General features: G+C 51.1%; 27 protein-coding genes and 1 tRNA gene. All 28 read left to right on the plus strand.

The annotated features are described in order from the left end of the window. On the plus strand, positions 1 to 525 hold a 525-nt coding region (locus G451_RS35105; protein WP_034643372.1), incomplete at its 5' end, for an EF-Tu C-terminal domain-related protein. Between the two features lie 3 nt (positions 526 to 528). Further along, positions 529 to 678 carry a 50S ribosomal protein L33 gene (gene rpmG / locus G451_RS0121325; protein ID WP_027185824.1) on the plus strand — a complete coding sequence of 50 codons (150 nt, stop codon included), beginning with the start codon at positions 529 to 531 and terminating at the stop codon, positions 676 to 678. A 65-nt stretch (positions 679 to 743) separates the two neighbouring features. Further along, positions 744 to 819 (plus strand) — tRNA-Trp (locus G451_RS0121330). Between the two features lie 85 nt (positions 820 to 904). Beyond that, entirely contained in the window at positions 905 to 1,210 is a 306-nt protein-coding gene (gene secE, locus G451_RS0121335) for a preprotein translocase subunit SecE (RefSeq protein WP_027185825.1), read from the plus strand. Continuing rightward, entirely contained in the window at positions 1,207 to 1,782 is a 576-nt protein-coding gene (nusG, locus tag G451_RS0121340; protein WP_051261754.1) for a transcription termination/antitermination protein NusG, read from the plus strand. The genes secE and nusG overlap by 4 nt, the downstream gene beginning before the upstream one ends. Positions 1,783 to 1,818: 36 nt before the next feature. Next, on the plus strand, positions 1,819 to 2,244 hold the full coding sequence (gene rplK / locus G451_RS0121345; protein WP_027185827.1) for a 50S ribosomal protein L11: 426 nt from the start codon (positions 1,819 to 1,821) through the stop codon (positions 2,242 to 2,244). 28 nt (positions 2,245 to 2,272) lie between these two features. Further along, the gene (rplA, locus tag G451_RS0121350; RefSeq protein ID WP_027185828.1) at positions 2,273 to 2,980 is read left to right on the plus strand and encodes a 50S ribosomal protein L1; all 708 of its coding nucleotides are present in this window, start codon (positions 2,273 to 2,275) and stop codon (positions 2,978 to 2,980) included. Between the two features lie 167 nt (positions 2,981 to 3,147). Next, positions 3,148 to 3,669: a 50S ribosomal protein L10 gene (gene rplJ / locus G451_RS0121355; protein WP_027185829.1), complete on the plus strand. Its 522-nt coding sequence runs from the start codon at positions 3,148 to 3,150 to the stop codon at positions 3,667 to 3,669. Between the two features lie 43 nt (positions 3,670 to 3,712). Further along, entirely contained in the window at positions 3,713 to 4,102 is a 390-nt protein-coding gene (rplL, locus tag G451_RS0121360) for a 50S ribosomal protein L7/L12 (protein WP_027185830.1), read from the plus strand. Positions 4,103 to 4,321: 219 nt separating this feature from the next. Beyond that, a complete protein-coding gene (gene rpoB / locus G451_RS0121365; protein ID WP_027185831.1) occupies positions 4,322 to 8,422 on the plus strand; it encodes a DNA-directed RNA polymerase subunit beta in 4,101 nt (1,366 codons plus the stop codon). A 126-nt stretch (positions 8,423 to 8,548) separates the two neighbouring features. Beyond that, a complete protein-coding gene (gene rpoC, locus G451_RS0121370; RefSeq protein ID WP_027185832.1) occupies positions 8,549 to 12,703 on the plus strand; it encodes a DNA-directed RNA polymerase subunit beta' in 4,155 nt (1,384 codons plus the stop codon). A 213-nt stretch (positions 12,704 to 12,916) separates the two neighbouring features. Next, positions 12,917 to 13,288 (plus strand): 30S ribosomal protein S12, encoded by a 372-nt coding sequence (rpsL, locus tag G451_RS0121375; protein WP_027185833.1) that lies wholly within the window; start codon positions 12,917 to 12,919, stop codon positions 13,286 to 13,288. Positions 13,289 to 13,306: 18 nt separating this feature from the next. Next, entirely contained in the window at positions 13,307 to 13,777 is a 471-nt protein-coding gene (rpsG, locus tag G451_RS0121380) for a 30S ribosomal protein S7 (protein ID WP_027185834.1), read from the plus strand. Between the two features lie 15 nt (positions 13,778 to 13,792). Then, positions 13,793 to 15,865 carry an elongation factor G gene (fusA, locus tag G451_RS0121385; RefSeq protein WP_027185835.1) on the plus strand — a complete coding sequence of 691 codons (2,073 nt, stop codon included), beginning with the start codon at positions 13,793 to 13,795 and terminating at the stop codon, positions 15,863 to 15,865. 9 nt (positions 15,866 to 15,874) lie between these two features. Next, positions 15,875 to 17,068, plus strand: a complete 1,194-nt coding sequence (tuf, locus tag G451_RS0121390; protein ID WP_027185836.1) for an elongation factor Tu — start codon at positions 15,875 to 15,877, stop codon at positions 17,066 to 17,068. A gap of 3 nt (positions 17,069 to 17,071) precedes the next feature. After that, positions 17,072 to 17,389, plus strand: coding sequence for a 30S ribosomal protein S10 (rpsJ, locus tag G451_RS0121395; protein WP_027185837.1), 318 nt, complete (start codon positions 17,072 to 17,074; stop codon positions 17,387 to 17,389). An 11-nt stretch (positions 17,390 to 17,400) separates the two neighbouring features. Continuing rightward, the gene (gene rplC, locus G451_RS0121400) at positions 17,401 to 18,033 is read left to right on the plus strand and encodes a 50S ribosomal protein L3 (RefSeq protein ID WP_027185838.1); all 633 of its coding nucleotides are present in this window, start codon (positions 17,401 to 17,403) and stop codon (positions 18,031 to 18,033) included. Between the two features lie 11 nt (positions 18,034 to 18,044). Beyond that, complete coding sequence (gene rplD, locus G451_RS0121405; RefSeq protein WP_027185839.1) at positions 18,045 to 18,665, plus strand: 50S ribosomal protein L4; 621 nt, start codon at positions 18,045 to 18,047, stop codon at positions 18,663 to 18,665. Between the two features lie 2 nt (positions 18,666 to 18,667). Then, a complete protein-coding gene (gene rplW, locus G451_RS0121410) occupies positions 18,668 to 18,958 on the plus strand; it encodes a 50S ribosomal protein L23 (protein WP_027185840.1) in 291 nt (96 codons plus the stop codon). A 2-nt stretch (positions 18,959 to 18,960) separates the two neighbouring features. After that, a complete protein-coding gene (gene rplB, locus G451_RS0121415; protein ID WP_027185841.1) occupies positions 18,961 to 19,791 on the plus strand; it encodes a 50S ribosomal protein L2 in 831 nt (276 codons plus the stop codon). Between the two features lie 9 nt (positions 19,792 to 19,800). Continuing rightward, entirely contained in the window at positions 19,801 to 20,082 is a 282-nt protein-coding gene (gene rpsS / locus G451_RS0121420; RefSeq protein WP_027185842.1) for a 30S ribosomal protein S19, read from the plus strand. 22 nt (positions 20,083 to 20,104) lie between these two features. Then, positions 20,105 to 20,437: a 50S ribosomal protein L22 gene (gene rplV / locus G451_RS0121425; protein ID WP_027185843.1), complete on the plus strand. Its 333-nt coding sequence runs from the start codon at positions 20,105 to 20,107 to the stop codon at positions 20,435 to 20,437. Positions 20,438 to 20,445: 8 nt separating this feature from the next. Then, entirely contained in the window at positions 20,446 to 21,087 is a 642-nt protein-coding gene (gene rpsC, locus G451_RS0121430) for a 30S ribosomal protein S3 (protein WP_027185844.1), read from the plus strand. Further along, complete coding sequence (rplP, locus tag G451_RS0121435; protein WP_027185845.1) at positions 21,087 to 21,500, plus strand: 50S ribosomal protein L16; 414 nt, start codon at positions 21,087 to 21,089, stop codon at positions 21,498 to 21,500. Before rpsC ends, rplP begins: the two co-directional genes overlap by 1 nt. 3 nt (positions 21,501 to 21,503) lie before the next feature. Continuing rightward, on the plus strand, positions 21,504 to 21,704 hold the full coding sequence (gene rpmC / locus G451_RS0121440; RefSeq protein ID WP_027185846.1) for a 50S ribosomal protein L29: 201 nt from the start codon (positions 21,504 to 21,506) through the stop codon (positions 21,702 to 21,704). Beyond that, entirely contained in the window at positions 21,705 to 21,971 is a 267-nt protein-coding gene (gene rpsQ / locus G451_RS0121445) for a 30S ribosomal protein S17 (RefSeq protein WP_027185847.1), read from the plus strand. An 11-nt stretch (positions 21,972 to 21,982) separates the two neighbouring features. Next, positions 21,983 to 22,351: a 50S ribosomal protein L14 gene (rplN, locus tag G451_RS0121450; protein WP_027185848.1), complete on the plus strand. Its 369-nt coding sequence runs from the start codon at positions 21,983 to 21,985 to the stop codon at positions 22,349 to 22,351. 12 nt (positions 22,352 to 22,363) lie between these two features. Beyond that, the gene (gene rplX, locus G451_RS0121455; protein WP_027185849.1) at positions 22,364 to 22,696 is read left to right on the plus strand and encodes a 50S ribosomal protein L24; all 333 of its coding nucleotides are present in this window, start codon (positions 22,364 to 22,366) and stop codon (positions 22,694 to 22,696) included. Positions 22,697 to 22,703 lie beyond the last annotated feature (7 nt).

Raw genomic sequence — 22,703 nt, forward strand, 5'->3', positions numbered from 1 at the left:
ATCTCGGGCCGTGGTACTGTTGTTACTGGTCGTATTGAACGTGGTGTTCTGAAAGTCGGTGAAGAAATTGCAATCATCGGTATCCGCGACACCGTGAAGACGACCTGCACGGGTGTTGAAATGTTCCGTAAGATCCTTGATCAGGGCCAAGCCGGTGACAACGTCGGTGCTCTGCTTCGCGGTATCAAGCGTGACGACGTCGAACGCGGCCAGGTTCTTGCCAAGCCCGGTTCGATCACCCCGCACAAGAAATTTAAGGCTGAAGTCTACGTTCTGACCAAGGAAGAAGGCGGCCGTCATACTCCGTTCTTCTCGGGTTACCGTCCTCAGTTCTACTTCCGTACGACCGACATCACCGGTGTCGTTACCTTGGAAGAAGGCGTGGAAATGGTTATGCCCGGCGACAACGCCACTTTCAATGTCGAACTGATCGCCCCCATCGCCATGGAAAAAGGTCTGCGCTTCGCTATTCGCGAAGGTGGCCGTACCGTTGGCGCCGGCGTTGTTTCGGAGATTACGGAGTAATTCATGCGCATCAACATCTTGTTGCAATGCACTGAGTGCAAGCGACGCAACTATTCGACAAACAAGAACAAAAAGAATACGACCGGGCGTCTCGAACTGAAGAAGTACTGCCCGTTTGACAAAAAGCATACGGTTCATCGCGAAACCAAGTAGCTCGTTCACAGTATTAAGTGCGGCCTCGGGACAGCCGGGGCCGTAACGCTGATGAACTTTCATGCAGGCCAGTAGCTCTAACGGTAGAGCATCGGACTCCAAATCCGAGGGCTGGGGGTTCAAATCCCTCCTGGCCTGCCATTTTTTATGCCGCACTGTTTCGTAAACGCATCCTCAAGACGGCCGCGTCCGAAAACGACGGTCCAAACCTTCGGAAGCAAGTCAAATGGCCAAAAAAAAGGCAAACAAAAGCTCCAAGCAGACCGCGACAGAGGGCGTGAAGGCACAGACGAACAAGCCGGTACAAGCCCAGGCGTCGTCTGAAAGCGCTGGCGGCATCTCGGGCAAAATCGCCCAAGCCAAGCAATTTTTCGAAGAGTCCAAGGTCGAACTCAAAAAAGTAACGTGGCCGACTCGTAAGGAGACGACTACCACCGGCACTGCCGTATTTGTTCTCGTCGTCGTGTTCTCTCTGTTTTTGGGTGTTACTGACCTGAGTCTGTCTAAGCTGATCGAGTTGATATTGTCATGATTTCTGATCTCGACATCCCTGATCTGCAAGGCGAATCGACACCCAAGGCGCGGTGGTACATCGTTCACGCATTTTCTGGTTTCGAACATCGTGTCGAACAGACTATTCGTGAAATGATCCGTACGGGGCAGGCTGAAGGCCTCATCGAAGAAGTGGTGGTTCCCACCGAAAAAGTCATTGAGCTGGTGAAGGGGGAAAAGCGAACTTCCACCCGGAAATTCTATCCCGGCTACGTCATGGTCAAAATGGTCATGAATGATGCTTCCTGGCATTTAGTACAGGATATTCCTCGTGTGACGGGATTTGTGGGTGGAAAAAACAGGCCGACCCCCATGCGCGACAGCGAGGCCGTAAGAATTTTGAGTATGATGGAAAAACGGCAGGAGCAACCTCGGCCCAAATTCCATTTCGAACGCGGCGACGACGTTCGCGTTATCGACGGTCCGTTCGGCGGCTTTAATGGTGTAGTCGAAGACGTCAACTATGACAAGGGCAAGCTTCGCGTGTCCGTTTCCATTTTCGGACGTCAGACTCCCGTTGAGCTTGATTTCGTGCAAGTGAGCAAAAATTAGCCTGAAGGCGAACGAATTTCAGGAGTGGTGTAGGTTATGGCCAAAAAAGAAATGGCGAAAATCAAGTTGCAGATTCCGGCGGGCGCTGCCAACCCTTCGCCCCCGGTGGGTCCCGCGCTCGGTCAGCACGGCGTAAATATCATGGAATTCTGCAAGGCGTTCAATGCCCGTACGATGGAGCAGAAAGGCATGATTATTCCCGTGATAATCACCGTCTTTCAGGATCGTTCCTTTACATTTATTACAAAGACGCCGCCCGCGCCTGTCCTTTTATTGAAAGCGGCCAAGATTGACAAGGGTTCTGGTGAACCCAACAAGAACAAGGTCGGGAAAGTGACCATGGCTCAGGTTGAGGAAATCGCCAAGCTCAAAATGCCCGACATGACCGCGAAAGACTTGGAAGCCGCTTGCAATACCATCGCCGGAACAGCCCGGAGCATGGGCATCGACGTAGTCGGTTAGGCTGCTTACGGATAAAAGGGGAAGAACAATGCCCAAACATGGTAAACTGTACCGCAATGCGGTTAAAGATATTGATCTGAGCCAGAAATTCGATGTAAGCGAAGCAATGAAGCTCGTTTTGCAGTCGGCTTTCGCCAAGTTTGATGAGACAGTCGACGTGGCCATGTGCCTCGGTGTCGATCCCAAACATTCGGATCAAATGGTTCGTGGAGCAGTCACGCTTCCTCACGGTCTTGGCAAGCAAGTGCGCATCGCCGCCTTCTGCAAAGGCGACAAGGAAGCTGAAGCTCGGGAAGCCGGCGCAGATTTCGTCGGTGCCGATGAACTGATCGAAAAAATTCAAGGTGGCTGGCTTGACTTTGACAAGGCAGTTGCAACGCCTGACATGATGGCTCAAGTCGGGAAAATTGGTCGTTTGCTTGGTCCTCGTGGCCTCATGCCGAACGCCAAAACCGGCACGGTCACGTTTGACATTGCCAACGCCATCCAAGAGCTCAAAGCCGGTCGTGTCGAATTCAAAGTTGACAAAGCCGGTGTCTTGCATGCGCCCCTTGGAAAGAAATCGTTCGGTGCAGATAAACTGCTCGACAATTTTAAAACCCTTATTGAGACCGTGATGCGTATGAAGCCGTCGGCCGCTAAGGGTACGTACCTCAAGTCCCTGGCCATGGCCTCCACCATGGGTCCGGGTATCCAGATTGATCCGCTTTCTGTCCGCCGCTTTCTGGAGGGCTAAAAGCGATTTGCCGGGAAGATTTTTGGGTCTTCCCGGCACAGTATATTTCAAAGGCATGGGAGCGAGTCAAAGAAAGCAGGTGGATGAAACACTCCTTAATTTCCTGCCGAGACCGCGCTTTGGCTCCGACTTCTGCCTTGATAACCTGAAATTGGAGGAGGCAATACGTGCAACGCGCTCAAAAAGCCGAAATCATTGAGGCGCTCAAAGAAAAGGCTGATCGCGCGAGCATTGCCGTCGTCACCGATTTCAAGGGCCTGAAGGTGGAGGAATTGACTATCCTGCGCAGCAAACTTCGTGAGAGCGGAGTAGACTACCAGGTTGTCAAAAACACCTTGGCCCGAATCGCAGTGACCGACGGACAGCATGAGGTGCTCAAGGATTCCTTCAAGGAAAACTGCGCTGTCGCTTTTGGATACGACGATCCTGTATCGTGCGCAAAGGTGTTGGTGGAATACGCTAAGGGAAATAAGAAGTTTGTTCTCAAAACGGCCAGCTTGCAGGGTCAGCTCATTGATACTGACGGTCTCAAGAACCTGTCCAAGCTGCCGAGCAGAGAAGAATTACTTGCCAAGACCCTCGGCACCATGAACGCCGTTCCGACCAACTTCGTCAGCTTGATGGCGAACGTTATTCGCGGAATGTTGAATGTCTTAAACGGCGTCAAGGATCAAAAAGAAGCCGCCTAATCTCGACACAAGTCAAAGAATTAGCCGAAAAGGAGACCATCCCATGGCCGATGTTACCAAAGAACAAGTTGTTGATTTTATTGCGAACATGACCGTTCTCGAACTCTCTGAATTCATCAAAGAACTCGAAGAGAAGTTCGGTGTTTCTGCAGCCGCTCCTGTTGCTGCTGTTGCTGCTGCTCCTGCTGCTGGGGGCGAAGCTGCTGCTGCTGAAGAAGAAAAGACTGAATTCGACGTCGTCCTGAAGAGCGCTGGCGGTAACAAAATCGCTGTTATTAAGGTTGTTCGCGCTTTGACCGGTCTGGGCCTCAAAGAAGCCAAGGCCAAGGTTGACGAGCTGCCCTCCACCATCAAGGAAGGCATTTCCAAGGGTGAAGCTGAGGAAGCCAAGAAGCAGCTGGATGAAGCCGGAGCTGAAAGCGAAATCAAGTAACCCGATTCTTCTGTTTTGTATCGGTTCAAAAGAGCGCACCCCCGCTTGCGGGAGAGGTGCGCTCTTTTCCCCTTTCTGCGATTTATGGTCTTTGACCCTGCATACGGCAACGATTTTGATCCCCCTTGCCCCGAAGCCGACGGATGGACACATATTAAGACGTCCTTGGCTTGCTGAAACGGTTTCGCCCGTCGCCAAACCACCATCCCAGAGGGAAAAATGACGCAGCTTACCAAAACTTTCGGAAAAATCAAAAACACGCTGGCCATTCCTCACCTGCTGAATTTGCAGGTCGATTCCTATGAGCTTTTTTTACAGCGTGATGTTTCTCCGGCCAGCCGGGAAGACGTCGGTCTCGAAGGCGTTTTTCGGTCGGTTTTTCCCATTGAGGATTTTAACAAGACAGCCAGCCTTGAATACGTAAGCTACGAGATCGGGGAGCCCAAGTACGATCAGGCCGAATGCATCACCAAAGGATTGACCTACGAGGCTCCGCTTCGCATCAAAGTGCGATTGGTGGTCTATGACGTTGACGAAGAAACCGAAAACCGGACCATTCGCGATATCAAGGAACAGGTCATTTATTTCGGTACCGTGCCCCTTATGACTGAAAAGGGCACGTTTATCATCAACGGCACCGAACGTGTTATCGTCAACCAATTGCAGCGTTCGCCCGGTATTATTTTCGAACATGATTCCGGCAAAAGTCATACCTCCCGCAAGGTGTTGTACTCATGCCGTATCATCCCCATGCGTGGCTCCTGGCTTGATTTCGATTTCGATCACAAAGATATTTTGCACGTTCGTATTGACCGTCGCAGAAAAATGCCCGCCACCATCTTGTTTAAGGCAATGGGCATGTCGAAAGCCGATATCCTTGGATACTTCTATAAAACCGAGTATTACCGTCTTGAAGGCGACAAGGTTTTTCGCGAAATTCACGAAGATTTTTTCCGGAAGGAAAAAGCGATCGCTGATATCGTGGACAAAGATGGCAACGTCATCATCGCCGAAGGCAAGATGATCAACAAGCGCGGCTGGCGTCTTATGATGCAAGCCAATGTTGAGACGATGGAAATCGAGCCGGAATTTCTTCCTGGTTCTTTTGTTGCTGACGATGTCGTTGACCCTGAAACTGGTGAAATTTTGGCTGAAGCTGGCGATGAATTGACCCCGGAAATCATCGAAAGCATTAAAGAGTCAGAAAACACCCGTATTCCTGTGCTGTATACGCGCGGCATTGATGTATCATCGTCTATGCGCGATACGCTTATTCTCGACAAGACCGTCGACATGATCGGGGCACAGGTTGAGATTTATCGTCGCCTGCGTCCGAGTTCGCCTCCGACCCCTGAAATTGCGGCCAACTTTTTTGAAAATCTTTTTCGCAATCCCGACTACTACGATCTGTCGCCAGTTGGCCGGTACAAACTCAATGTACGTCTGAACTTGGATTTGCCTCTCGATCACCGCACATTGTCCAATGACGACATCTTGCGTTCGGTTAAGCATCTGACCTGGTTGAAGGACAGCCACGGACCTGCTGATGACATCGACCACTTGGGGAACCGTCGTGTTCGTCCGGTCGGTGAACTCGTCGAGAACCAATACCGCATCGGTCTTGTTCGTATGGAACGGGCGATTAAGGAGCGCATGAGCCTGCAGGAAGTTGCGACGCTCATGCCGCATGACTTGATCAACCCGAAGCCAGTCGCGGCTGTGCTGAAGGAATTTTTCGGCACGTCACAGTTGTCCCAGTTTATGGACCAGACCAATGCTTTGTCCGAAGTGACTCACAAACGTCGTTTGTCCGCTCTGGGACCTGGTGGTCTGACACGCGAACGCGCCGGTTTTGAAGTTCGCGACGTGCACACTTCACACTACGGTCGTATCTGCCCGATTGAAACTCCGGAAGGACCGAACATTGGTCTTATCGTTTCTTTGACAACCTACTCCTGTGTTAACGACTTCGGGTTCATCGAAACTCCGTATCGTGTCGTGAAAGATGGAGTGGTTACTGAGGACGTTAAGTATCTGGATGCGACACGCGAAGCCGATGAAGTCATTGCCGGTGCCAACACCGAGCTCGATGACGATGGGCGCTTTAAACATGAGTTCGTTAGTGCACGTGTGAAAGGCGACTTAATTACGCAGTTGCCCGAAGACGTAACCTTAATGGACATCTCGCCGAGTCAGATTGTCTCGATTTCTGCTGCACTTATTCCTTTCTTGGAACACGATGACGCCAACCGGGCGCTCATGGGATCCAACATGCAACGTCAGGCTGTGCCGTTGTTGCGTTGCGATAGACCACTTGTCGGTACCGGGATGGAAGGGCCAGTGGCCCGTGACTCGGGTGCCTGTCTTTTAGCTGAGGCCGATGGCGAAATCTTTTTCGTCGATGCCGAGCGTTTTGTGGTGCGGTATGAAGGGGATATTTACCCTGAAACCGGCGGAGTACGCGCCTACGAACTGCAGAAGTTTCATAAATCCAACCAAAATACGTGTTTTGGTCAACGTCCCCGCCTGCCTGTTGGCACAAAGATCAAGAAGGGCGACGTTCTGGCCGATGGTCCTGGTATTGAACATGGCGAATTGGCCTTGGGTAAGAACCTGCTTGTCGCCTTTATGCCGTGGTGCGGATACAACTACGAAGACTCGATCCTCATTTCTGAGCGCGTCGTGAAAGAAGATGTTTTCACGTCCGTGCATATCGAAGAATTCGAAGTTGTTGCCCGTGATACCAAGTTGGGACCGGAAGAAATCACACGAGACATTCCCAACGTGGGCGAAGAAATGCTGAAAGACCTTGACGATTGCGGCATTATTCGCATTGGCGCCAAGGTGAAGCCTGATGATATCATGGTTGGGAAAATCACGCCGAAGGGTGAAACGCAGTTAACGCCGGAAGAAAAATTGCTTCGGGCGATCTTCGGAGATAAAGCCCGGGATGTGAAAAATACTTCGCTTAAGGTGCCGCCCGGAATCGAAGGGACGGTCATTGATGTTCGCGTTTTCAACCGGCGCAGTGGTGACAAAGACGAGCGCACCAAGTCGATTGAAGATTTTGAACTCAACAAACTTGATGTCAAAGAAGAGTCGCAGATCGCCGCTCTCAACGTGACAACGCGTGAGAAAATTTGGGCCATAGCTGGTGGAAAGATTGTTGCCACAACAATCATGGGACACAGAAAAGGTGAAGTGCTTCTCGAAGCCAACCAGCCCCTGCGCGAAGATATTCTGCAGGTGCTTCCCGTCAAAAAGCTTGCCGGCGTATTCGCTACACGAGAAGTGAACGATGAAATCGATCAACTTCTTGAACACTATGAAAATCAGGTGGTATACATCAAGAACATCTATGATCAAAAGCGAGGCAAAGTCACCGAAGGTGATGATTTGCCGCCTGGGGTCATCAAGATGGTCAAGGTGTATGTGGCGGTGAAACGTAAGCTCAACGTCGGTGACAAAATGGCCGGTCGCCATGGGAACAAAGGGGTTGTCTCCTGTATTTTGCCCATTGAAGACATGCCATTTTTCCATGACACCGGGACGGCCGTCGATATCGTTCTTAACCCCTTGGGCGTGCCTTCGCGCATGAACATCGGGCAGATCATGGAAACCCACCTTGGCTGGGCTGGTCGTGAGCTTGGACAACAGCTTGCGGAAATGGTTGCGGAGAAGCAGCCGCTGGCCGAAATTCGAGCTCAAGTGAAAAAGGTTTTTGAATCGCCGGTAATCGACCAGGAAGTCGATGCCATGGATGATGAAACATTTGTGAAATCCGTCAAATCACTTCAAAATGGCATTATCGCGAAGACACCAGTCTTTGACGGGGCCGAAGAAGAAGAAATTTGGCGATGGCTTTCCATGGCCGGATTGCCCGACGACGGAAAAGTTTATCTCCATGATGGCAGAACAGGGGACCGATTCCATCGACCTGTTACTGTCGGCGTCATGTATATGTTGAAATTGCACCACTTGGTCGACGAAAAAATTCACGCTCGTTCGACCGGGCCTTACTCTTTGGTTACGCAGCAGCCATTGGGCGGTAAAGCACAATTTGGTGGGCAGCGACTTGGGGAAATGGAAGTCTGGGCTCTGGAAGCCTACGGTGCATCGTATTTGTTGCAGGAATTTCTCACCGTCAAATCTGACGATGTGACCGGCCGCGTGAAAATGTATGAGAAGATTGTCAAAGGCGACAATTTCCTTGAAGCCGGCCTGCCTGAATCCTTCAACGTCCTGGTCAAGGAATTGATGTCTCTTGGTTTGGATGTCAATCTTCTGCAGGAAGAGCGAAAGGTCAAACCCAAGCGTTAGGGTGAGGCAACGGTATCGCGACAGCACCTTTCTGTAGGATAGACACGCGACGTATTCGGCCGTCTGAAACGTCTTCGGACGGCCTTACGGGGGAAACCCCATAATATAGAGATTGCGAGGGAACACATGACCTTGGACGATCTTTTCAGCATGCGGGGAGCGGCCGCAAACCAGGTTTCGAGCCGTTCGCTCAAATCCATTAAGATTTCCATCGCCTCTCCTGAAAAAATTCGGGAATGGTCTTTCGGGGAAGTGAAAAAGCCCGAAACCATCAACTACCGGACGTTCAAGCCGGAACGTGACGGGTTGTTTTGCGCTAAGATTTTTGGACCAGTTAAAGACTACGAATGTAACTGCGGTAAATACAAGCGGATGAAACACCGCGGTATTGTGTGTGAAAAATGTGGTGTTGAAGTCATTGCTTCCAAAGTTCGCCGTGAGCGTATGGGCCACATTGAACTCGCCGCACCTGTTGCACACATTTGGTTTCTCAAGACCCTGCCGTCAAAAATTGGTACGTTACTTGATATGACCATGGTCGATCTGGAAAAGGTACTGTATTTCGATTCGTATCTTGTCATAGATCCCATGGAGACGAACCTGAGCAAAATGCAGGTCATCTCCGAAGACCAGTACTTGCAGGTGATCGACCATTACGGCGAAGATGCGCTGACAGTCGGCATGGGCGCTGAAGCCGTGCGGGGCTTGCTTGAAGAAATCGATTTGCTTGAACTGCGTACAACGTTACGTGAAGAGTCACTCACGACACGTTCACAGACGAAAAAGAAAAAAATAATCAAGCGCCTCAAAGTTGTTGAAGCGTTCCTTGAGTCCGGGAACCGGGCTGAGTGGATGATTATGGAAGTTATTCCGGTCATTCCACCTGAATTGCGTCCTTTGGTTCCTCTGGATGGCGGACGTTTCGCCACTTCCGACCTTAACGATCTCTATCGTCGTGTCATTAACCGGAACAACCGTCTGAAACGTTTGCTTGAGCTTGGTGCTCCCGACATTATTATCCGCAACGAAAAACGTATGTTGCAGGAATCCGTCGATGCCTTGTTCGACAATGGTCGGCGTGGACGGGCTATTACCGGAACCAACGGTCGTCCGCTGAAATCCCTGAGTGATATGATCAAAGGGAAGCAAGGACGTTTTCGTCAAAACCTTTTGGGAAAACGTGTCGACTACTCGGGACGTTCGGTTATCGTTGTCGGTCCCAAACTCAAATTGCACCAGTGCGGTTTGCCAAAGAAAATGGCGTTGGAATTGTTCAAACCCTTCATTTACGCCAAACTGGAAGAGAAGGGCTTGGCTACGACCATCAAAACCGCCAAGAAAATGGTTGAACGCGAAGAACTTGTCGTGTGGGATATCCTCGAAGAAGTTGTTCGCGAATATCCGATCATGCTCAACCGTGCACCGACGTTGCACCGTCTTGGCATTCAGGCATTTGAACCGACACTGGTTGAAGGTAAAGCTATTCAGCTTCACCCACTGGTGTGCGCTGCCTACAACGCCGACTTCGACGGTGACCAAATGGCTGTTCACGTTCCGCTTTCCGTGGAAGCGCAAATTGAATGCCGGGTTCTTATGATGTCGTCGAACAACATTTTGTCTCCGGCGAGCGGCAACCCGATCATTATTCCGAGCCAGGATATCGTTCTCGGCTTGTATTACCTGAGCGTTGAACGGTCCTTTAGCCGCGGTGAAGGAAAGATTTTCTCGGATAAGAACGAAGTCATCAGCGCTTTGGATGCAAACTGCGTTGACCTCCATGCCCGGGTCAAGGTCCGTATAGACGGGGAACGTATCGACACGACTCCTGGTCGTATCGTGCTCAGTGAAATTCTTCCTGATGACGTTCCGTTTAGCTTGGTCAACACCGTCCTCACGAAAAAAACCATCGCCTTCCTCGTCAGCGAGACCTACCGTCGTGCCGGCACCAAGGCGACCGTTATTTTGTGCGACCGCCTCAAAGATCTTGGGTATGAGTATGCCACGCGAGCCGGTGTCTCCATCGGGGTGAAAGACTTGGAAATTCCTCGTCAAAAAGCGTCGATTCTGGAAGCGTCACAAAACGAAGTTTCCGAAATCGAAAAACAGTATGCCGATGGTATCATCACTCGTACGGAAAAATACAACAAGGTTGTCGACGTGTGGACACAAGCCACAAACAACGTTGCCAGCCAGATGATGAAAGAAATCTCCATCGATGTGCTGACCGATGAGAAAACCGGCAAGCAGGAAAAGAACACGAGTTTCAACCCGATTTACATGATGACGACATCGGGTTCTCGAGGGAACCCCGACCAAATGCGTCAGCTCGCCGGTATGCGCGGTCTTATGGCAAAGCCGTCCGGTGAAATCATTGAAACGCCGATTACGTCGAACTTCCGCGAAGGTCTGTCTGTGGCGCAGTACTTCATTTCGACACACGGTGCTCGAAAAGGTTTGGCCGATACGGCGCTCAAGACCGCAAACTCCGGTTACCTGACACGTCGTCTTGTCGACGTTGTCCAGGATGTCATCGTCACGGAACATGATTGTGGAACCGTTGATGGTCTTGAGATCGAACATTACAAGAAAGCCGGTGATATCAAGCAACGCGTGCATGAACGCGTTTTGGGCCGGGTCACGATGTTTAGTGTGGATGATCCGGAAACTGGCGAAGTCATCATCCCTGAAAATACGATTATCGACGAATACTACGCCAAAAAGCTCGAAGAATCGGGTATTGGTGCCGTCACCATACGTTCGACGCTGACATGTAAAAGCCCGTATGGGGTTTGTGCCATGTGTTATGGCCGCGACCTTGCACGTGGTCACCTTGTTAACGTCGGGGAAACTGTCGGCATCATTGCTGCACAGTCCATCGGTGAACCTGGAACCCAGCTGACCATGCGTACGTTCCACATCGGTGGTACGGCGGCTCGTGAAATCGAACGTTCGTCCATTACTGCCCAGAACCCTGGACGCGTCACGTTGTCGCGTGTGAAGACTATTAAGAACACGCAGGACGTCTCCATTATCTTGGGTAAAAGTGGCCAAGTCGGCGTGGTTGATGATCAAGGGAGAGAGCGGGAAAAATATAGCCTGCCTTCTGGTGCCCGTCTTTCTGTTGAAGCCGGTCAAGAAGTCAAAAAAGGCCAACTTATCGCTGAATGGGACCCCTTTAACGAACCGTTCGTCACAGACATCAGCGGAACCATTAAGTTTACGGACATCGTAGAAGGGAAGACGTATCAAGAACGGACTGACGAAGTCACCAAAAAGGCTACGCAGACCATTATTGAATACAGGACAACATCGTTTCGTCCTAGCGTCTCCATTTGCGACGAGGAAGGCAATCCCAAAACACGATCGGATACCAATTCTCGTGCCATCTTCCAATTGCCTGTCGGAGCCATTCTCATGGTGCGCGACGGCGAAACCGTTCTGGAAGGGGATGTTATCGCCCGTAAGCCTCGCGAAACGTCCAAAACGAAAGACATCGTTGGTGGTCTGCCACGCGTTGCCGAACTTTTTGAAGTTCGGAAGCCCAAAGAACTGGCCGTTGTGTCTGAAATCGACGGTATTGTCTCTTTCGGTGCGGAAACAAAAGGCAAACGGAAAGTCGTTGTGACACCGGAAACGGGCGAGCCGAAGGAATACCTTATTCCCCGCGGCAAGCACGTCACGGTTCAGGAAGGCGACTTCGTTGAAGCTGGCGAACTCATCACTGAAGGCCATCCTGAATTGCACGATATTCTCAAGATTAAGGGCGAAAAACACCTCGCCAAATATCTTGTTGAAGAAATTCAGGATGTGTACCGCTTCCAGGGCGTGAGCATCAACGATAAGCACATTGAAATCATTGTGCGTCAGATGCTCAAGAAAGTGCAGATTCTCGACTCTGGTGACACCAACTTCCTTATTGGTGAGCAGGTCGACAAAATGCGTTTCATGGAAGTCAACGAGAAGTGCATGCGTGAAGGCTTAAAGCCTGCTGTGGCGGAACCACTTGTTCTTGGTATCACACAGGCCTCGTTGTCCACGGATTCCTTTATCTCTGCGGCATCTTTCCAGGAAACCACGAAGGTCTTGACCGAAGCGTCGCTTATGGGCAAGGAAGACAGCCTGCGCGGTTTGAAGGAAAATGTCATTGTGGGCCGACTTATTCCGGCTGGCACTGGCTTCCGCAAATACATGGAATGCGACATCGAAGTTCCGGAACAACCTGAACGTCCCGATAAATTCCTTGAAGATCTTGAGGAGAATCCGCTCTTAATTGACGGATAATTAGCACGGCACCCGGCGCCAACGGTGCCGGATAACTGTAAAAAGAATTCGCGCCAAGTCCGGGAGTTCGCTCCCGGACATTCTTGTGTGGGCAGCTTGTTGGACATCATTAGTGATGCCCGTTAAGCTTTTTTGGGCAAAGATGCTTGACAAGGGTGACGTTGTCATCTATATCCACCCGTCTTTGCCGTATTCGAAAATATTGGAGGCAGCATGCCAACGATCAACCAGTTGATTCGTAAGGAACGCCAGAAAATTGGGAAGCGCAAGAAAACCCCGGCTCTGCAGGAATGCCCGCAGCGTCGTGGGGTGTGCACACGTGTTTACACCACCACGCCGAAAAAGCCGAACTCAGCCTTGCGTAAGGTTGCCCGTGTTCGCTTGACGAACGGCATCGAGGTGACGTCCTACATTCCTGGTGAAGGACATAACCTGCAGGAGCACTCGGTCGTCATGATCCGCGGTGGCCGCGTCAAAGACTTGCCCGGTGTGCGTTACCATATCATCCGTGGCACGCTCGACACAGCCGGTGTGGCCGATCGTCGTCAGGGTCGTTCCAAGTACGGCGCTAAGCGTCCGAAATAAGGAAAGGAGTAACGCGTTATGCCTCGCAAAGGCCCAATCCCTAAGCGTAGTGTGCTGCCCGACCCACAGTTCGGCAGCATTTTGGTGAAGAAATTCATCAATCGTATGATGTTTGACGGCAAGAAGAGTGTTGCAGAGGGCGTATTTTACGATTCTCTCGATATTCTGGCCGAGAAGACCAACGAGGATCCGCTCAAGGCTTTCGAGAAAGCGGTTGGCAATGTTAAGCCGCACACCGAAGTCAAATCCCGCCGTGTTGGTGGTGCAACGTACCAAGTTCCCATGGAAGTCCGTGCTGAACGTCAGGTTACGTTGGCCATTCGCTGGCTGGTCGGATTCGCCCGGAAACGTGGTGAAAAAGGTATGGTTGCTCGCCTGTCCTCTGAGCTTCTCGATGCGTATAACAATCGCGGCGGCGCCGTGAAAAAAAAGGAAGACACCCATCGTATGGCCGAAGCCAACAAGGCTTTTGCTCATTACCGATGGTAAGAACGGAGTAGTGCCGTGTCCAAGAAGGTTCCTATCGAGAAGTGCCGCAATATTGGGATTATGGCCCATATTGATGCTGGCAAGACCACGACCACTGAGCGTGTCCTTTATTATACGGGTGTTTCACATAAGATCGGTGAAGTGCATGATGGCCAGGCCACCATGGACTGGATGGAGCAAGAGCAGGAGCGTGGTATCACCATCACGTCTGCTGCGACGACGTGCTCCTGGCGCGATCACCGCGTGAACATCATTGATACGCCCGGCCACGTTGACTTCACCATTGAGGTGGAGCGCTCCCTGCGAGTTCTGGACGGAGCAGTCGCCGTTTTCGACGCTGTTGCCGGTGTTGAACCGCAGACAGAAACCGTGTGGCGTCAAGCCGAGCGGTATCATGTTCCGCGCATGAGCTTTGTAAACAAAATGGACCGTATCGGCGCCAACTTTTTCCGTTGCGTCGATATGATTAAGACAAGGCTCAATGCAAAGCCTGTGGTCTTGCAAATTCCCATAGGATCCGAAGACGAATTTCGCGGTGTCGTGGATTTGATCCGCGGTAAGGCACTCATTTTCGATGATTCCACTTTGGGGAAAGAGTATTCCATCGAGGACATTCCGGAAGATCTCGTCGATCAGTACGAAGAGCTTCGTTTGGAAATGCTCGAAGCGATTGCTGAAGAAGACGAAACGCTGATGGAAAAGTACCTCGGCGGCGAAGAGCTGACCGAAGCGGAACTTATTTCCGGCATCCGGAAAGCGACCATTGGCTTGAGCATTTGTCCCGTTTTGTGCGGATCGGCTTTCAAGAACAAGGGTGTCCAACCGCTTCTTGATGCTGTTATCGATTATCTTCCGTCTCCTGTCGATGTCGCTGCCATTAAGGGCATCGATCCGGATGATGAAGAAAAAGTCATTGAGTGCCCTTGTGATGACAAGCTGCCGTTGGCTGCCTTGGCATTTAAGCTCATGAGCGACCCGTACATCGGCCACTTGACCTTCTTGCGGCTTTATTCCGGTAAAATTGAAACTGGCATGACAGTTATTAATGCGAATACCGGGAAAAAAGAACGCGTTGGTCGCTTGTTGAAAATGCATGCCAACAAGCGTGAAGAAATCAAAGAAGCCTTTGCTGGCGATATCGTTGCCGCTGTCGGTATGAAGATTACTTCGACCGGTGACACGCTGTGCGATGGCTCAAAGCCGGTGAAGCTTGAATCGCTCAATATTCCGGAACCGGTTATTGAAGTTGCCATTGAACCCAAAACCAAAGCAGACCGTGATACATTGTCTCAGGCTCTGGGGAAACTGGCAAAAGAAGACCCGTCTTTCCGAGTAACAACGGACGAAGAGACCAACCAGACTTTGATTGCCGGTATGGGCGAACTGCATCTGGAAATCATTGTAGACCGCCTGATGCGCGAATTTGGTGTGAATGCCAACGTTGGTGCTCCTCAGGTTGCCTACCGTGAAACGATCACCAAAGCTATTAAGCATGAAAACAAATATGCGAAGCAGTCCGGTGGTCGTGGTCAGTACGGGCATGTTGTTTTTGAATTGCGTCCGCGTGAAGAAGGCGGATACAATTTCGTTAACTCCATTGTTGGCGGTGTTATTCCCAAGGAATATATTCCCGCTATCGATAAAGGTTTTCAGAATGCTCTGAAAGCCGGCGCCGTTGCAGGCTATCCGGTTGTCGACGTCGAAGCTGAGTTGGTTTACGGCTCGTACCACGAAGTTGACTCCTCAGAACAAGCCTTTTTCATTTGCGCCTCCATGGCTTTCAAGGAAGCTATGACAAAAGCAGCTCCTGTGTTGCTTGAACCGTTTATGGCTGTGGAAGTTGTGACGCCTGAAGAATATCTCGGCGACGTCATGGGTGACCTCAATGGTCGCCGCGGACGTGTTGCTGGCATGGAAGCTCGTGCCGGTGCCCAGGTTATCAGCGCCCAGGTTCCGCTTTCCGCAATGTTCGGCTACGCGACCGACCTCCGGTCTCGTACGCAGGGCCGTGCGACATTTACCATGCAATTCGATCACTACGAAAAAGTACCTGCCAGCCTGGCAGAAGAAATCACGAAGAAAAAGTAGGGGGAAATCATGGGCAAAGCTAAATTCGAGCGCAAAAAGCCTCACGTCAATATTGGCACCATCGGTCACATTGACCACGGCAAAACGACCCTGACTGCGGCCATCACTAAATTGGCCAGCTTGAAGGGCGGCGGTGAATTTATTCCTTTCGACCAAATCGATAAGGCGCCTGAAGAAAAAGAACGCGGTATCACAATTGCTACCGCTCACGTTGAATACGAAACCGACTCGCGGCACTATGCCCACGTCGACTGCCCCGGCCACGCCGACTACATTAAAAACATGATCACTGGTGCTGCCCAGATGGACGGCGGTATCCTGGTTGTGGCTGCTACTGACGGTCCTATGCCGCAGACTCGTGAGCACATCCTGCTCGCTCGTCAGGTCGGTGTGCCTCAGCTCGTCGTCTTCCTCAATAAGGTTGACCTTGTTGATGACGAAGAACTGCTCGAACTCGTTGAACTCGAAGTTCGTGAATTGTTGTCCAAATACGGTTTCCCCGGCGATGACATTCCGGTTGTCAAAGGTAGCGCCCTGAAAGCGTTGGAATCCGATGATGTCAACTCCGACGAAGCGAAGCCCATTTTTGAATTGCTGCAGGCTTGTGACGACTTCATTCCTGAGCCGGAACGCGATATCGATATGCCGTTCCTCATGCCCATCGAAGACGTCTTCAGCATCTCGGGCCGTGGTACTGTTGTTACTGGTCGTATTGAACGTGGTGTTCTGAAAGTCGGTGAAGAAATTGCAATCATCGGTATCCGCGACACCGTTAAAACGACCTGCACGGGCGTTGAAATGTTCCGCAAGATCCTTGATCAGGGCCAAGCCGGTGACAATGTCGGTGCTCTGCTTCGCGGTATCAAGCGTGATGATGTCGAACGCGGCCAGGTTCTTGCCAAGCCCGGTTCGATCACGCCACACAAAAAATTTAAAGCTGAAGTCTACGTTCTGACCAAGGAAGAAGGCGGCCGTCACACTCCGTTCTTCTCGGGTTACCGTCCTCAGTTCTACTTCCGTACGACCGACATCACCGGTGTCGTTACTTTGGAAGAAGGCGTGGAAATGGTCATGCCCGGCGACAACGCCACTTTTAATGTCGAACTGATCGCCCCCATCGCCATGGAAAAAGGTCTGCGCTTCGCTATTCGCGAAGGTGGCCGTACTGTTGGCGCCGGCGTTGTTTCGGAAATTACGGAGTAAACCATGGTTGCGATGCAAAGCGATAGAATCCGTATCAAGCTGAAGGCATACGACTATCGTATCCTTGATAAAGCAGTGACGGAAATTGTCGATACGGCCCGCAACACGGGCGCGGCTATTGCCGGACCGATTCCGTTGCCGACCAACATCCACAAAGTAACGGTTAACCGTTCGGTTCACGTGGACAAGAAGTCGCGCGAGCAGTTCGAGATGCGTATTCATAAGCGCCTCCTCGATATTCTTGAGCCGACTCAGCAAACTGTTGATGCTTTGGGCAAATTGAGTTTGCCTGCTGGCGTTGACGTTGAAATCAAGCTGTAGCGAGGGATAACATGGCGAAAACACTTGGAATTCTCGGCCGTAAGGTCGGTATGACGCGCATTTTCGGCGACGACGGCACCATCATTCCGGTGACCGTAATTAATGCCGGACCGTGCCCTGTCATCCAGATCAAAACGTCGGAAACAGATGGTTACAACGCCCTGCAGCTCGGTTTCGATGAAATTCCGGAACGCAAAGTGAACAAGCCAGGGAAAGGCCATCAGGAAAAAGCTGGACGTGGACTGTATCGCGAACTCAAGGAACTTCGCCTTGATTCCGTTGATGGCTATGAAATCGGTCAGGACATCACTGTGGAAACGTTTGTTCCCGGAGACAAGGTCAAAGTGACCGGTACCTCCAAGGGCAAAGGTTTTCAGGGTGTCATGAAGCGCTGGAATTTTGCAGGACTTCGAGCCACCCACGGCACGGAAAAAGCCCACCGTTCCGGCGGTTCCATCGGTCACAATACCGAGCCCGGAAAAGTTATGAAGGGCAAGAAAATGGCCGGCCGCATGGGCGGCAAGCGTGTAACGTGCATCAATATTGAAGTCGTGGACGTTCGTCCCGAGGACAATCTCCTTCTGGTCAAAGGCCAAGTGCCTGGATCCAAGAATGGTTTGGTGTTCGTGCGTAAGCAGGCCTAGAGGATCTGAACATGGCTACCGTCAAAATATACGATCAAGACAAGCGTGAAGTCGGCGAGATGGAGCTTGCTCCGGAAGTTTTCGAAATTCCTGCCAAGCCAGAAATTCTGCATCTCGTTGTCCGTTCCCAGCTGGCAGCCAAACGCACTGGCACGCACAGCGTAAAAAACCGAAAAGTCATCACCGGTGGTGGCAAAAAACCTTGGCGCCAAAAAGGTACGGGCCGTGCTCGTGCCGGCTCTACTCGGTCTCCTTTGTGGCGCGGTGGTGCTGTGGCCCATGGTCCGCAGCCGCGTGATTACACCTTTAAGGTGAATAAGAAGGTCAAGAGTTTGGCATTGCGTATGGCTCTTTCTGCGAAGGTCAGTGGCGATGAACTCATGGTTGTTAACAAGATTGAGTTGCCCGAAGCCAAGACCAAGCTGTTCGCCAACGTGGTTAATACGCTTGGTGTGAAAAAAGCCTTGATTGTGCTCCCTGGTTCTGATAACACTCTTGAGCTTTCTGCACGCAATATTTCCGGAATCAAGGTTGTCCGCCAAGATATGCTCAATGTTTACGATGTACTGCGACATGAGCATGTCATTTTTCTTGAGGGCGCCGCGAAAGAGGTTCAAGAAAGGTTGAAATAATCATGAACTACGCACAGATACTCATAAAGCCTCTGATCTCAGAAAAGGCGACCTTGGCCAAGGAAGTGGCGAACCAGGTTGTGTTTTATATTGCTCCAGAGGCCAACAAAATTGAGGTCAAACGCGCTGTTGAAGCTGCATTTGGCGTCAAGGTGGCTGATGTCAATATTGTTCGCCGCCGTCCGTTGACGCGTCGTCGTCATGGTCGTGCTGTGGGCAAAATTTCCGGGTACAAAAAAGCCTACGTGACGTTGGTTCCGGGTGAAAAAATTGAATTTTTCGAGGGAGTCTAGCTATGGCTATGCGCAAGCTTAAACCCACGTCTCCCGGACGGCGCTTTCAAACGGTCGATACCTTCGATGATATCACGCAGACCACACCCGAAAAGAGCCTTGTCACCGGGATTACTAAAAAAGCTGGTCGTAACCATTACGGCCGGATTACTTCGCGCCGTCGCGGTGGCGGTGTCAAACGCCTGTATCGTTTGATCGATTTTCGGCGTAATAAATTCGATGTCCCGGCGAAAGTCGCCACCATCGAATATGACCCGAACCGTAGCGCGAGAATATGTCTTTTGCATTACGCTGATGGCGAGAAACGTTACATTCTTGCGCCTGTTGGAATTCAGGTAGGGGATGTTATTTCCGCCGGCGAAGGCGCGGATATCAAGCCCGGCAATGCGTTGCCCATGGCCAAGATTCCCGTCGGTACGCTTCTGCATAATATCGAGCTTTACCCCGGTCGCGGCGGCCAACTGTGCCGTGCTGCCGGAACGTATGCCCAGCTTGTTGCTAAAGAAGGGAAATACGCTCTTTTGCGCCTGCCTTCAGGTGAAGTCCGCAACGTGCTGGTCACCTGCTTGGCCACCATTGGTCAGGTCGGCAATGTGATGCACGAGAACATCTCCATCGGCAAAGCTGGTCGCAATCGTTGGCTTGGTCGTCGTCCCAAAGTTCGCGGTGTGGCCATGAACCCCGTCGATCACCCGTTGGGTGGTGGTGAAGGTCGCAGTTCTGGCGGTCGTCATCCTGTTTCGCCTTGGGGTGTTCCCACGAAGGGTTACAAAACCAGAAACCGCAAAAAGTCCTCCGGCAAGCTTATCGTCAAGCGACGCGGGGAAAAGTAGGAGACGCCAATGCCTCGTTCGCTCAAAAAAGGACCGTTCCTTGACGGCCACCTTATTAAAAAGGTGGAAACTGCCGTGGAAACGAAGGATCGCCGCGTTATCAAAACTTGGTCGCGTCGTTCCACTATTATCCCTGAGATGGTTGGACTGACCTTTGCTGTTCACAATGGCAAAAAGTTTGTTCCCGTCTTTGTTTCTGAAAACATGGTCGGCCACAAGCTGGGAGAATTCTCTCCGACCCGGACCTACTACGGGCATGCTGCTGACAAGAAAAGCAAAGGCAAAAAATAGCTTTGCCTGAAGGGTTACGGACATGGAAGCCAAAGCTAAGGCCAAATTCATCCGCGTATCTCCCCGCAAAGCGCGCCTGGTGGCCAACAATATTAAGGGGAAACCGGTAGAGGATGCCCTGAACATTTTGAAGTTCACGCCCAAAAAAGCGGCCTCGATCTTGAACAAAGTCCTGACTTCGGCTGTTGCTAATGCCGAACAGATCTCGGGAGTCGATGTCGACACGCTTCGCGTTAAGGATGTCGTTGTTAACGAAGGTCCCACTTGGAAGCGTATTATGCCTAGGTCTATGGGCAGGGCGTTCAAGATATTAAAACGCACTAGCCATATTACGGTTATTGTCGAGGAAAGTTAGGAGCGGTCATGGGTCAGAAAGTTCATCCCTACGGGTTCCGGCTCGGGTACAACAAAAACTGGATGTCTCGCTGGTTTAGCAAAAAAGATTATCCGGCTTTTGTTTACGAAGACAATAAAATTCGCAAATTCGTCAAGAAGACGCTGTATCACGCCGGGATTTCCAAGATTGAAATTGAGCGCGCTGGCGGCAAAATTCGCCTCATCATTCACACTGCGCGTCCTGGCATCGTGATCGGCCGTAAAGGTACTGAAATCGAAAAAGTTCGTGCGGACCTTAAGCGTAATTTTGGTCGGGAATTTACCGTTGAAGTAAACGAAATTCGCCGTCCTGAAATTGATGCTCAGCTGGTTGCCGAAAATATCGCTCTGCAGCTTGAACGCCGTGTTGCCTTTCGTCGTGCTATGAAACGCACCGTCGGATTGGCACGCAAATTCGGTGCTGAAGGGATTAAGGTTGCGTGTGCTGGCCGTCTGGCCGGTGCCGAAATCGCCCGCACCGAGTGGTACCGCGATGGTCGCGTTCCTTTGCAGACTCTTCGCGCCGACATCGATTATGGTCTGGCTACGGCCAAGACGACCTATGGTATTATCGGTGTCAAAGTCTGGATCTCCAAGGGCGAGATCTTGGATAAAGAGGTGGAACAGTAATGCTTAGCCCCAAAAAGACGAAATTCCGCAAACGCCAAAAAGGGCGTATTCGCGGAGCAGCACAACGTGGTAATAGTGTTGATTTCGGTGAAATCGGCATTAAATCTCTGGAACACGGTAAGCTGACGAGCCAGCAGATCGAATCCGCACGTATTGCTATTATGCGCCACATCAAACGTGGTGGGAAAGTTTGGATTCGTATTTTCCCTGACCAACCGTTCACAGCCAAGCCGGCTGAAGTTCGTCAAGGGAAAGGGAAAGGCGCTCCGGCTGGTTGGTATGCTCCGGTGAAACCGGGTCGCATTCTTTACGAAGTCAAGGGCGTCGATCTCGAATTGGCCAAAACCGCTTTGGTTCGCGCATCGCACAAACTTCCCGTGAAGACGAAGATCGTGTTCAAGGAGGGGTTGTAAATCATGCAGATGAGCGAAATGCGCGAACTTGATGCGCAGAAATTGACTGAAGAACTGGCAAAAAACCGCGAAGAACTTTTCAAACTTCGTTTTCAGCACGCAACGGCGCAGCTTGAAAAGACGCACCGAATTCCCGAAGTGAAAAAAAATATCGCTCGCATTCTTACGGTGCTCAAGGAAAAGGAAAGCGGCAGGGAGTCATAAATGGAAGAGAGTATTCTCCAATCCAATCGCCGTAAACTCACCGGCGTCGTGGTTTCGGACAAGTCCGATAAAACCGTCGTAGTCCGCGTTGAAACGTTGGTGAAGCACCCGCTGTATAAAAAATACATTCGTCGTCGTAAAAAATTGATGGCACACGATCCTGAAAATGCGTGCGGCATCGGCGACAAGGTGCAAATCATCGAGTTTCGGCCTCTCTCCAAACGGAAGAGATGGCATTTGGTCAAAATTCTTGAAAAAGCCGTATAGGGACAAAGGCCATGATCCAGGTTGAATCCAAGCTCGATGTCGCCGATAATTCCGGCGCAAAAAAAGTGAGCTGCATCAAGGTCCTTGGCGGCAGCCGTCGGCGTTATGCCAGTGTCGGCGATATTATCGTGGTTTCGATTAAAGAAGCCATGCCGCATTCCAAGGTCAAAAAAGGTGCCGTGATGAAGGCCGTTGTTGTTCGTACGAAAAAGGAAGTCGGTCGTCCTGATGGCTCCTATATTAAGTTCGACAACAATTCTGCTGTGTTGCTTAACAATCAGCTTGAACCCGTCGGCACCCGTATTTTCGGACCGGTTGCTCGTGAACTCCGTCAAAAGAGCTTCATGAAAATTGTTTCCTTGGCTCCGGAAGTACTTTAAGGCGGTGACACTATGAGCAAAAAGTACCGCATTCTGAAAGACGATAAGGTAATGGTTATCGCTGGCAAGGATAAAGGGAAGATCGGCAAAGTGCTGAAACTTCTCCCGAAGCATGATCGTGTATTGGTTGAAAAGGTGAACTTGGTTAAGCGCCACACCAAAGCCAATCCGTATGCCCAAACCGCCGGTGGTATTGTGGAAAAGGAAGCCGCTATGGACATCTCTAACGTTGCACTCATGTGCGATGCCTGCGCGAAACCGACTCGTGTAGGATACAAGATGACTGAAGATGGTAAAAAAGTCCGTTTCTGCAAGAAATGTAACGAAGTTTTAGACACGAAGTAGGGATCAA

Source organism: Desulfovibrio inopinatus DSM 10711, from assembly GCF_000429305.1.
In the GTDB taxonomy this organism is placed as follows: Bacteria; Desulfobacterota; Desulfovibrionia; order Desulfovibrionales; family Desulfovibrionaceae; genus Alteridesulfovibrio; species Alteridesulfovibrio inopinatus.

Excerpts from the sequence above, each read along its gene's own strand:
- rpmG (WP_027185824.1), top strand. The coding sequence starts at position 529 with ATGCGCATCAACATCTTGTTGCAATGCACTGAGTGCAAGCGACGCAAC.
- secE (WP_027185825.1), top strand. The coding sequence starts at position 905 with ATGGCCAAAAAAAAGGCAAACAAAAGCTCCAAGCAGACCGCGACAGAG.
- nusG (WP_051261754.1), top strand. The coding sequence starts at position 1,207 with ATGATTTCTGATCTCGACATCCCTGATCTGCAAGGCGAATCGACACCC.
- rplK (WP_027185827.1), top strand. The coding sequence starts at position 1,819 with ATGGCCAAAAAAGAAATGGCGAAAATCAAGTTGCAGATTCCGGCGGGC.
- rplA (WP_027185828.1), top strand. The coding sequence starts at position 2,273 with ATGCCCAAACATGGTAAACTGTACCGCAATGCGGTTAAAGATATTGAT.
- rplL (WP_027185830.1), top strand. The coding sequence starts at position 3,713 with ATGGCCGATGTTACCAAAGAACAAGTTGTTGATTTTATTGCGAACATG.
- rpoB (WP_027185831.1), top strand. The coding sequence starts at position 4,322 with ATGACGCAGCTTACCAAAACTTTCGGAAAAATCAAAAACACGCTGGCC.
- rpoC (WP_027185832.1), top strand. The coding sequence starts at position 8,549 with ATGACCTTGGACGATCTTTTCAGCATGCGGGGAGCGGCCGCAAACCAG.
- rpsL (WP_027185833.1), top strand. The coding sequence starts at position 12,917 with ATGCCAACGATCAACCAGTTGATTCGTAAGGAACGCCAGAAAATTGGG.
- rpsG (WP_027185834.1), top strand. The coding sequence starts at position 13,307 with ATGCCTCGCAAAGGCCCAATCCCTAAGCGTAGTGTGCTGCCCGACCCA.
- tuf (WP_027185836.1), top strand. The coding sequence starts at position 15,875 with ATGGGCAAAGCTAAATTCGAGCGCAAAAAGCCTCACGTCAATATTGGC.
- rpsJ (WP_027185837.1), top strand. The coding sequence starts at position 17,072 with ATGGTTGCGATGCAAAGCGATAGAATCCGTATCAAGCTGAAGGCATAC.
- rplC (WP_027185838.1), top strand. The coding sequence starts at position 17,401 with ATGGCGAAAACACTTGGAATTCTCGGCCGTAAGGTCGGTATGACGCGC.
- rplD (WP_027185839.1), top strand. The coding sequence starts at position 18,045 with ATGGCTACCGTCAAAATATACGATCAAGACAAGCGTGAAGTCGGCGAG.
- rplW (WP_027185840.1), top strand. The coding sequence starts at position 18,668 with ATGAACTACGCACAGATACTCATAAAGCCTCTGATCTCAGAAAAGGCG.
- rplB (WP_027185841.1), top strand. The coding sequence starts at position 18,961 with ATGGCTATGCGCAAGCTTAAACCCACGTCTCCCGGACGGCGCTTTCAA.
- rpsS (WP_027185842.1), top strand. The coding sequence starts at position 19,801 with ATGCCTCGTTCGCTCAAAAAAGGACCGTTCCTTGACGGCCACCTTATT.
- rplV (WP_027185843.1), top strand. The coding sequence starts at position 20,105 with ATGGAAGCCAAAGCTAAGGCCAAATTCATCCGCGTATCTCCCCGCAAA.
- rpsC (WP_027185844.1), top strand. The coding sequence starts at position 20,446 with ATGGGTCAGAAAGTTCATCCCTACGGGTTCCGGCTCGGGTACAACAAA.
- rplP (WP_027185845.1), top strand. The coding sequence starts at position 21,087 with ATGCTTAGCCCCAAAAAGACGAAATTCCGCAAACGCCAAAAAGGGCGT.
- rpmC (WP_027185846.1), top strand. The coding sequence starts at position 21,504 with ATGCAGATGAGCGAAATGCGCGAACTTGATGCGCAGAAATTGACTGAA.
- rpsQ (WP_027185847.1), top strand. The coding sequence starts at position 21,705 with ATGGAAGAGAGTATTCTCCAATCCAATCGCCGTAAACTCACCGGCGTC.
- rplN (WP_027185848.1), top strand. The coding sequence starts at position 21,983 with ATGATCCAGGTTGAATCCAAGCTCGATGTCGCCGATAATTCCGGCGCA.
- rplX (WP_027185849.1), top strand. The coding sequence starts at position 22,364 with ATGAGCAAAAAGTACCGCATTCTGAAAGACGATAAGGTAATGGTTATC.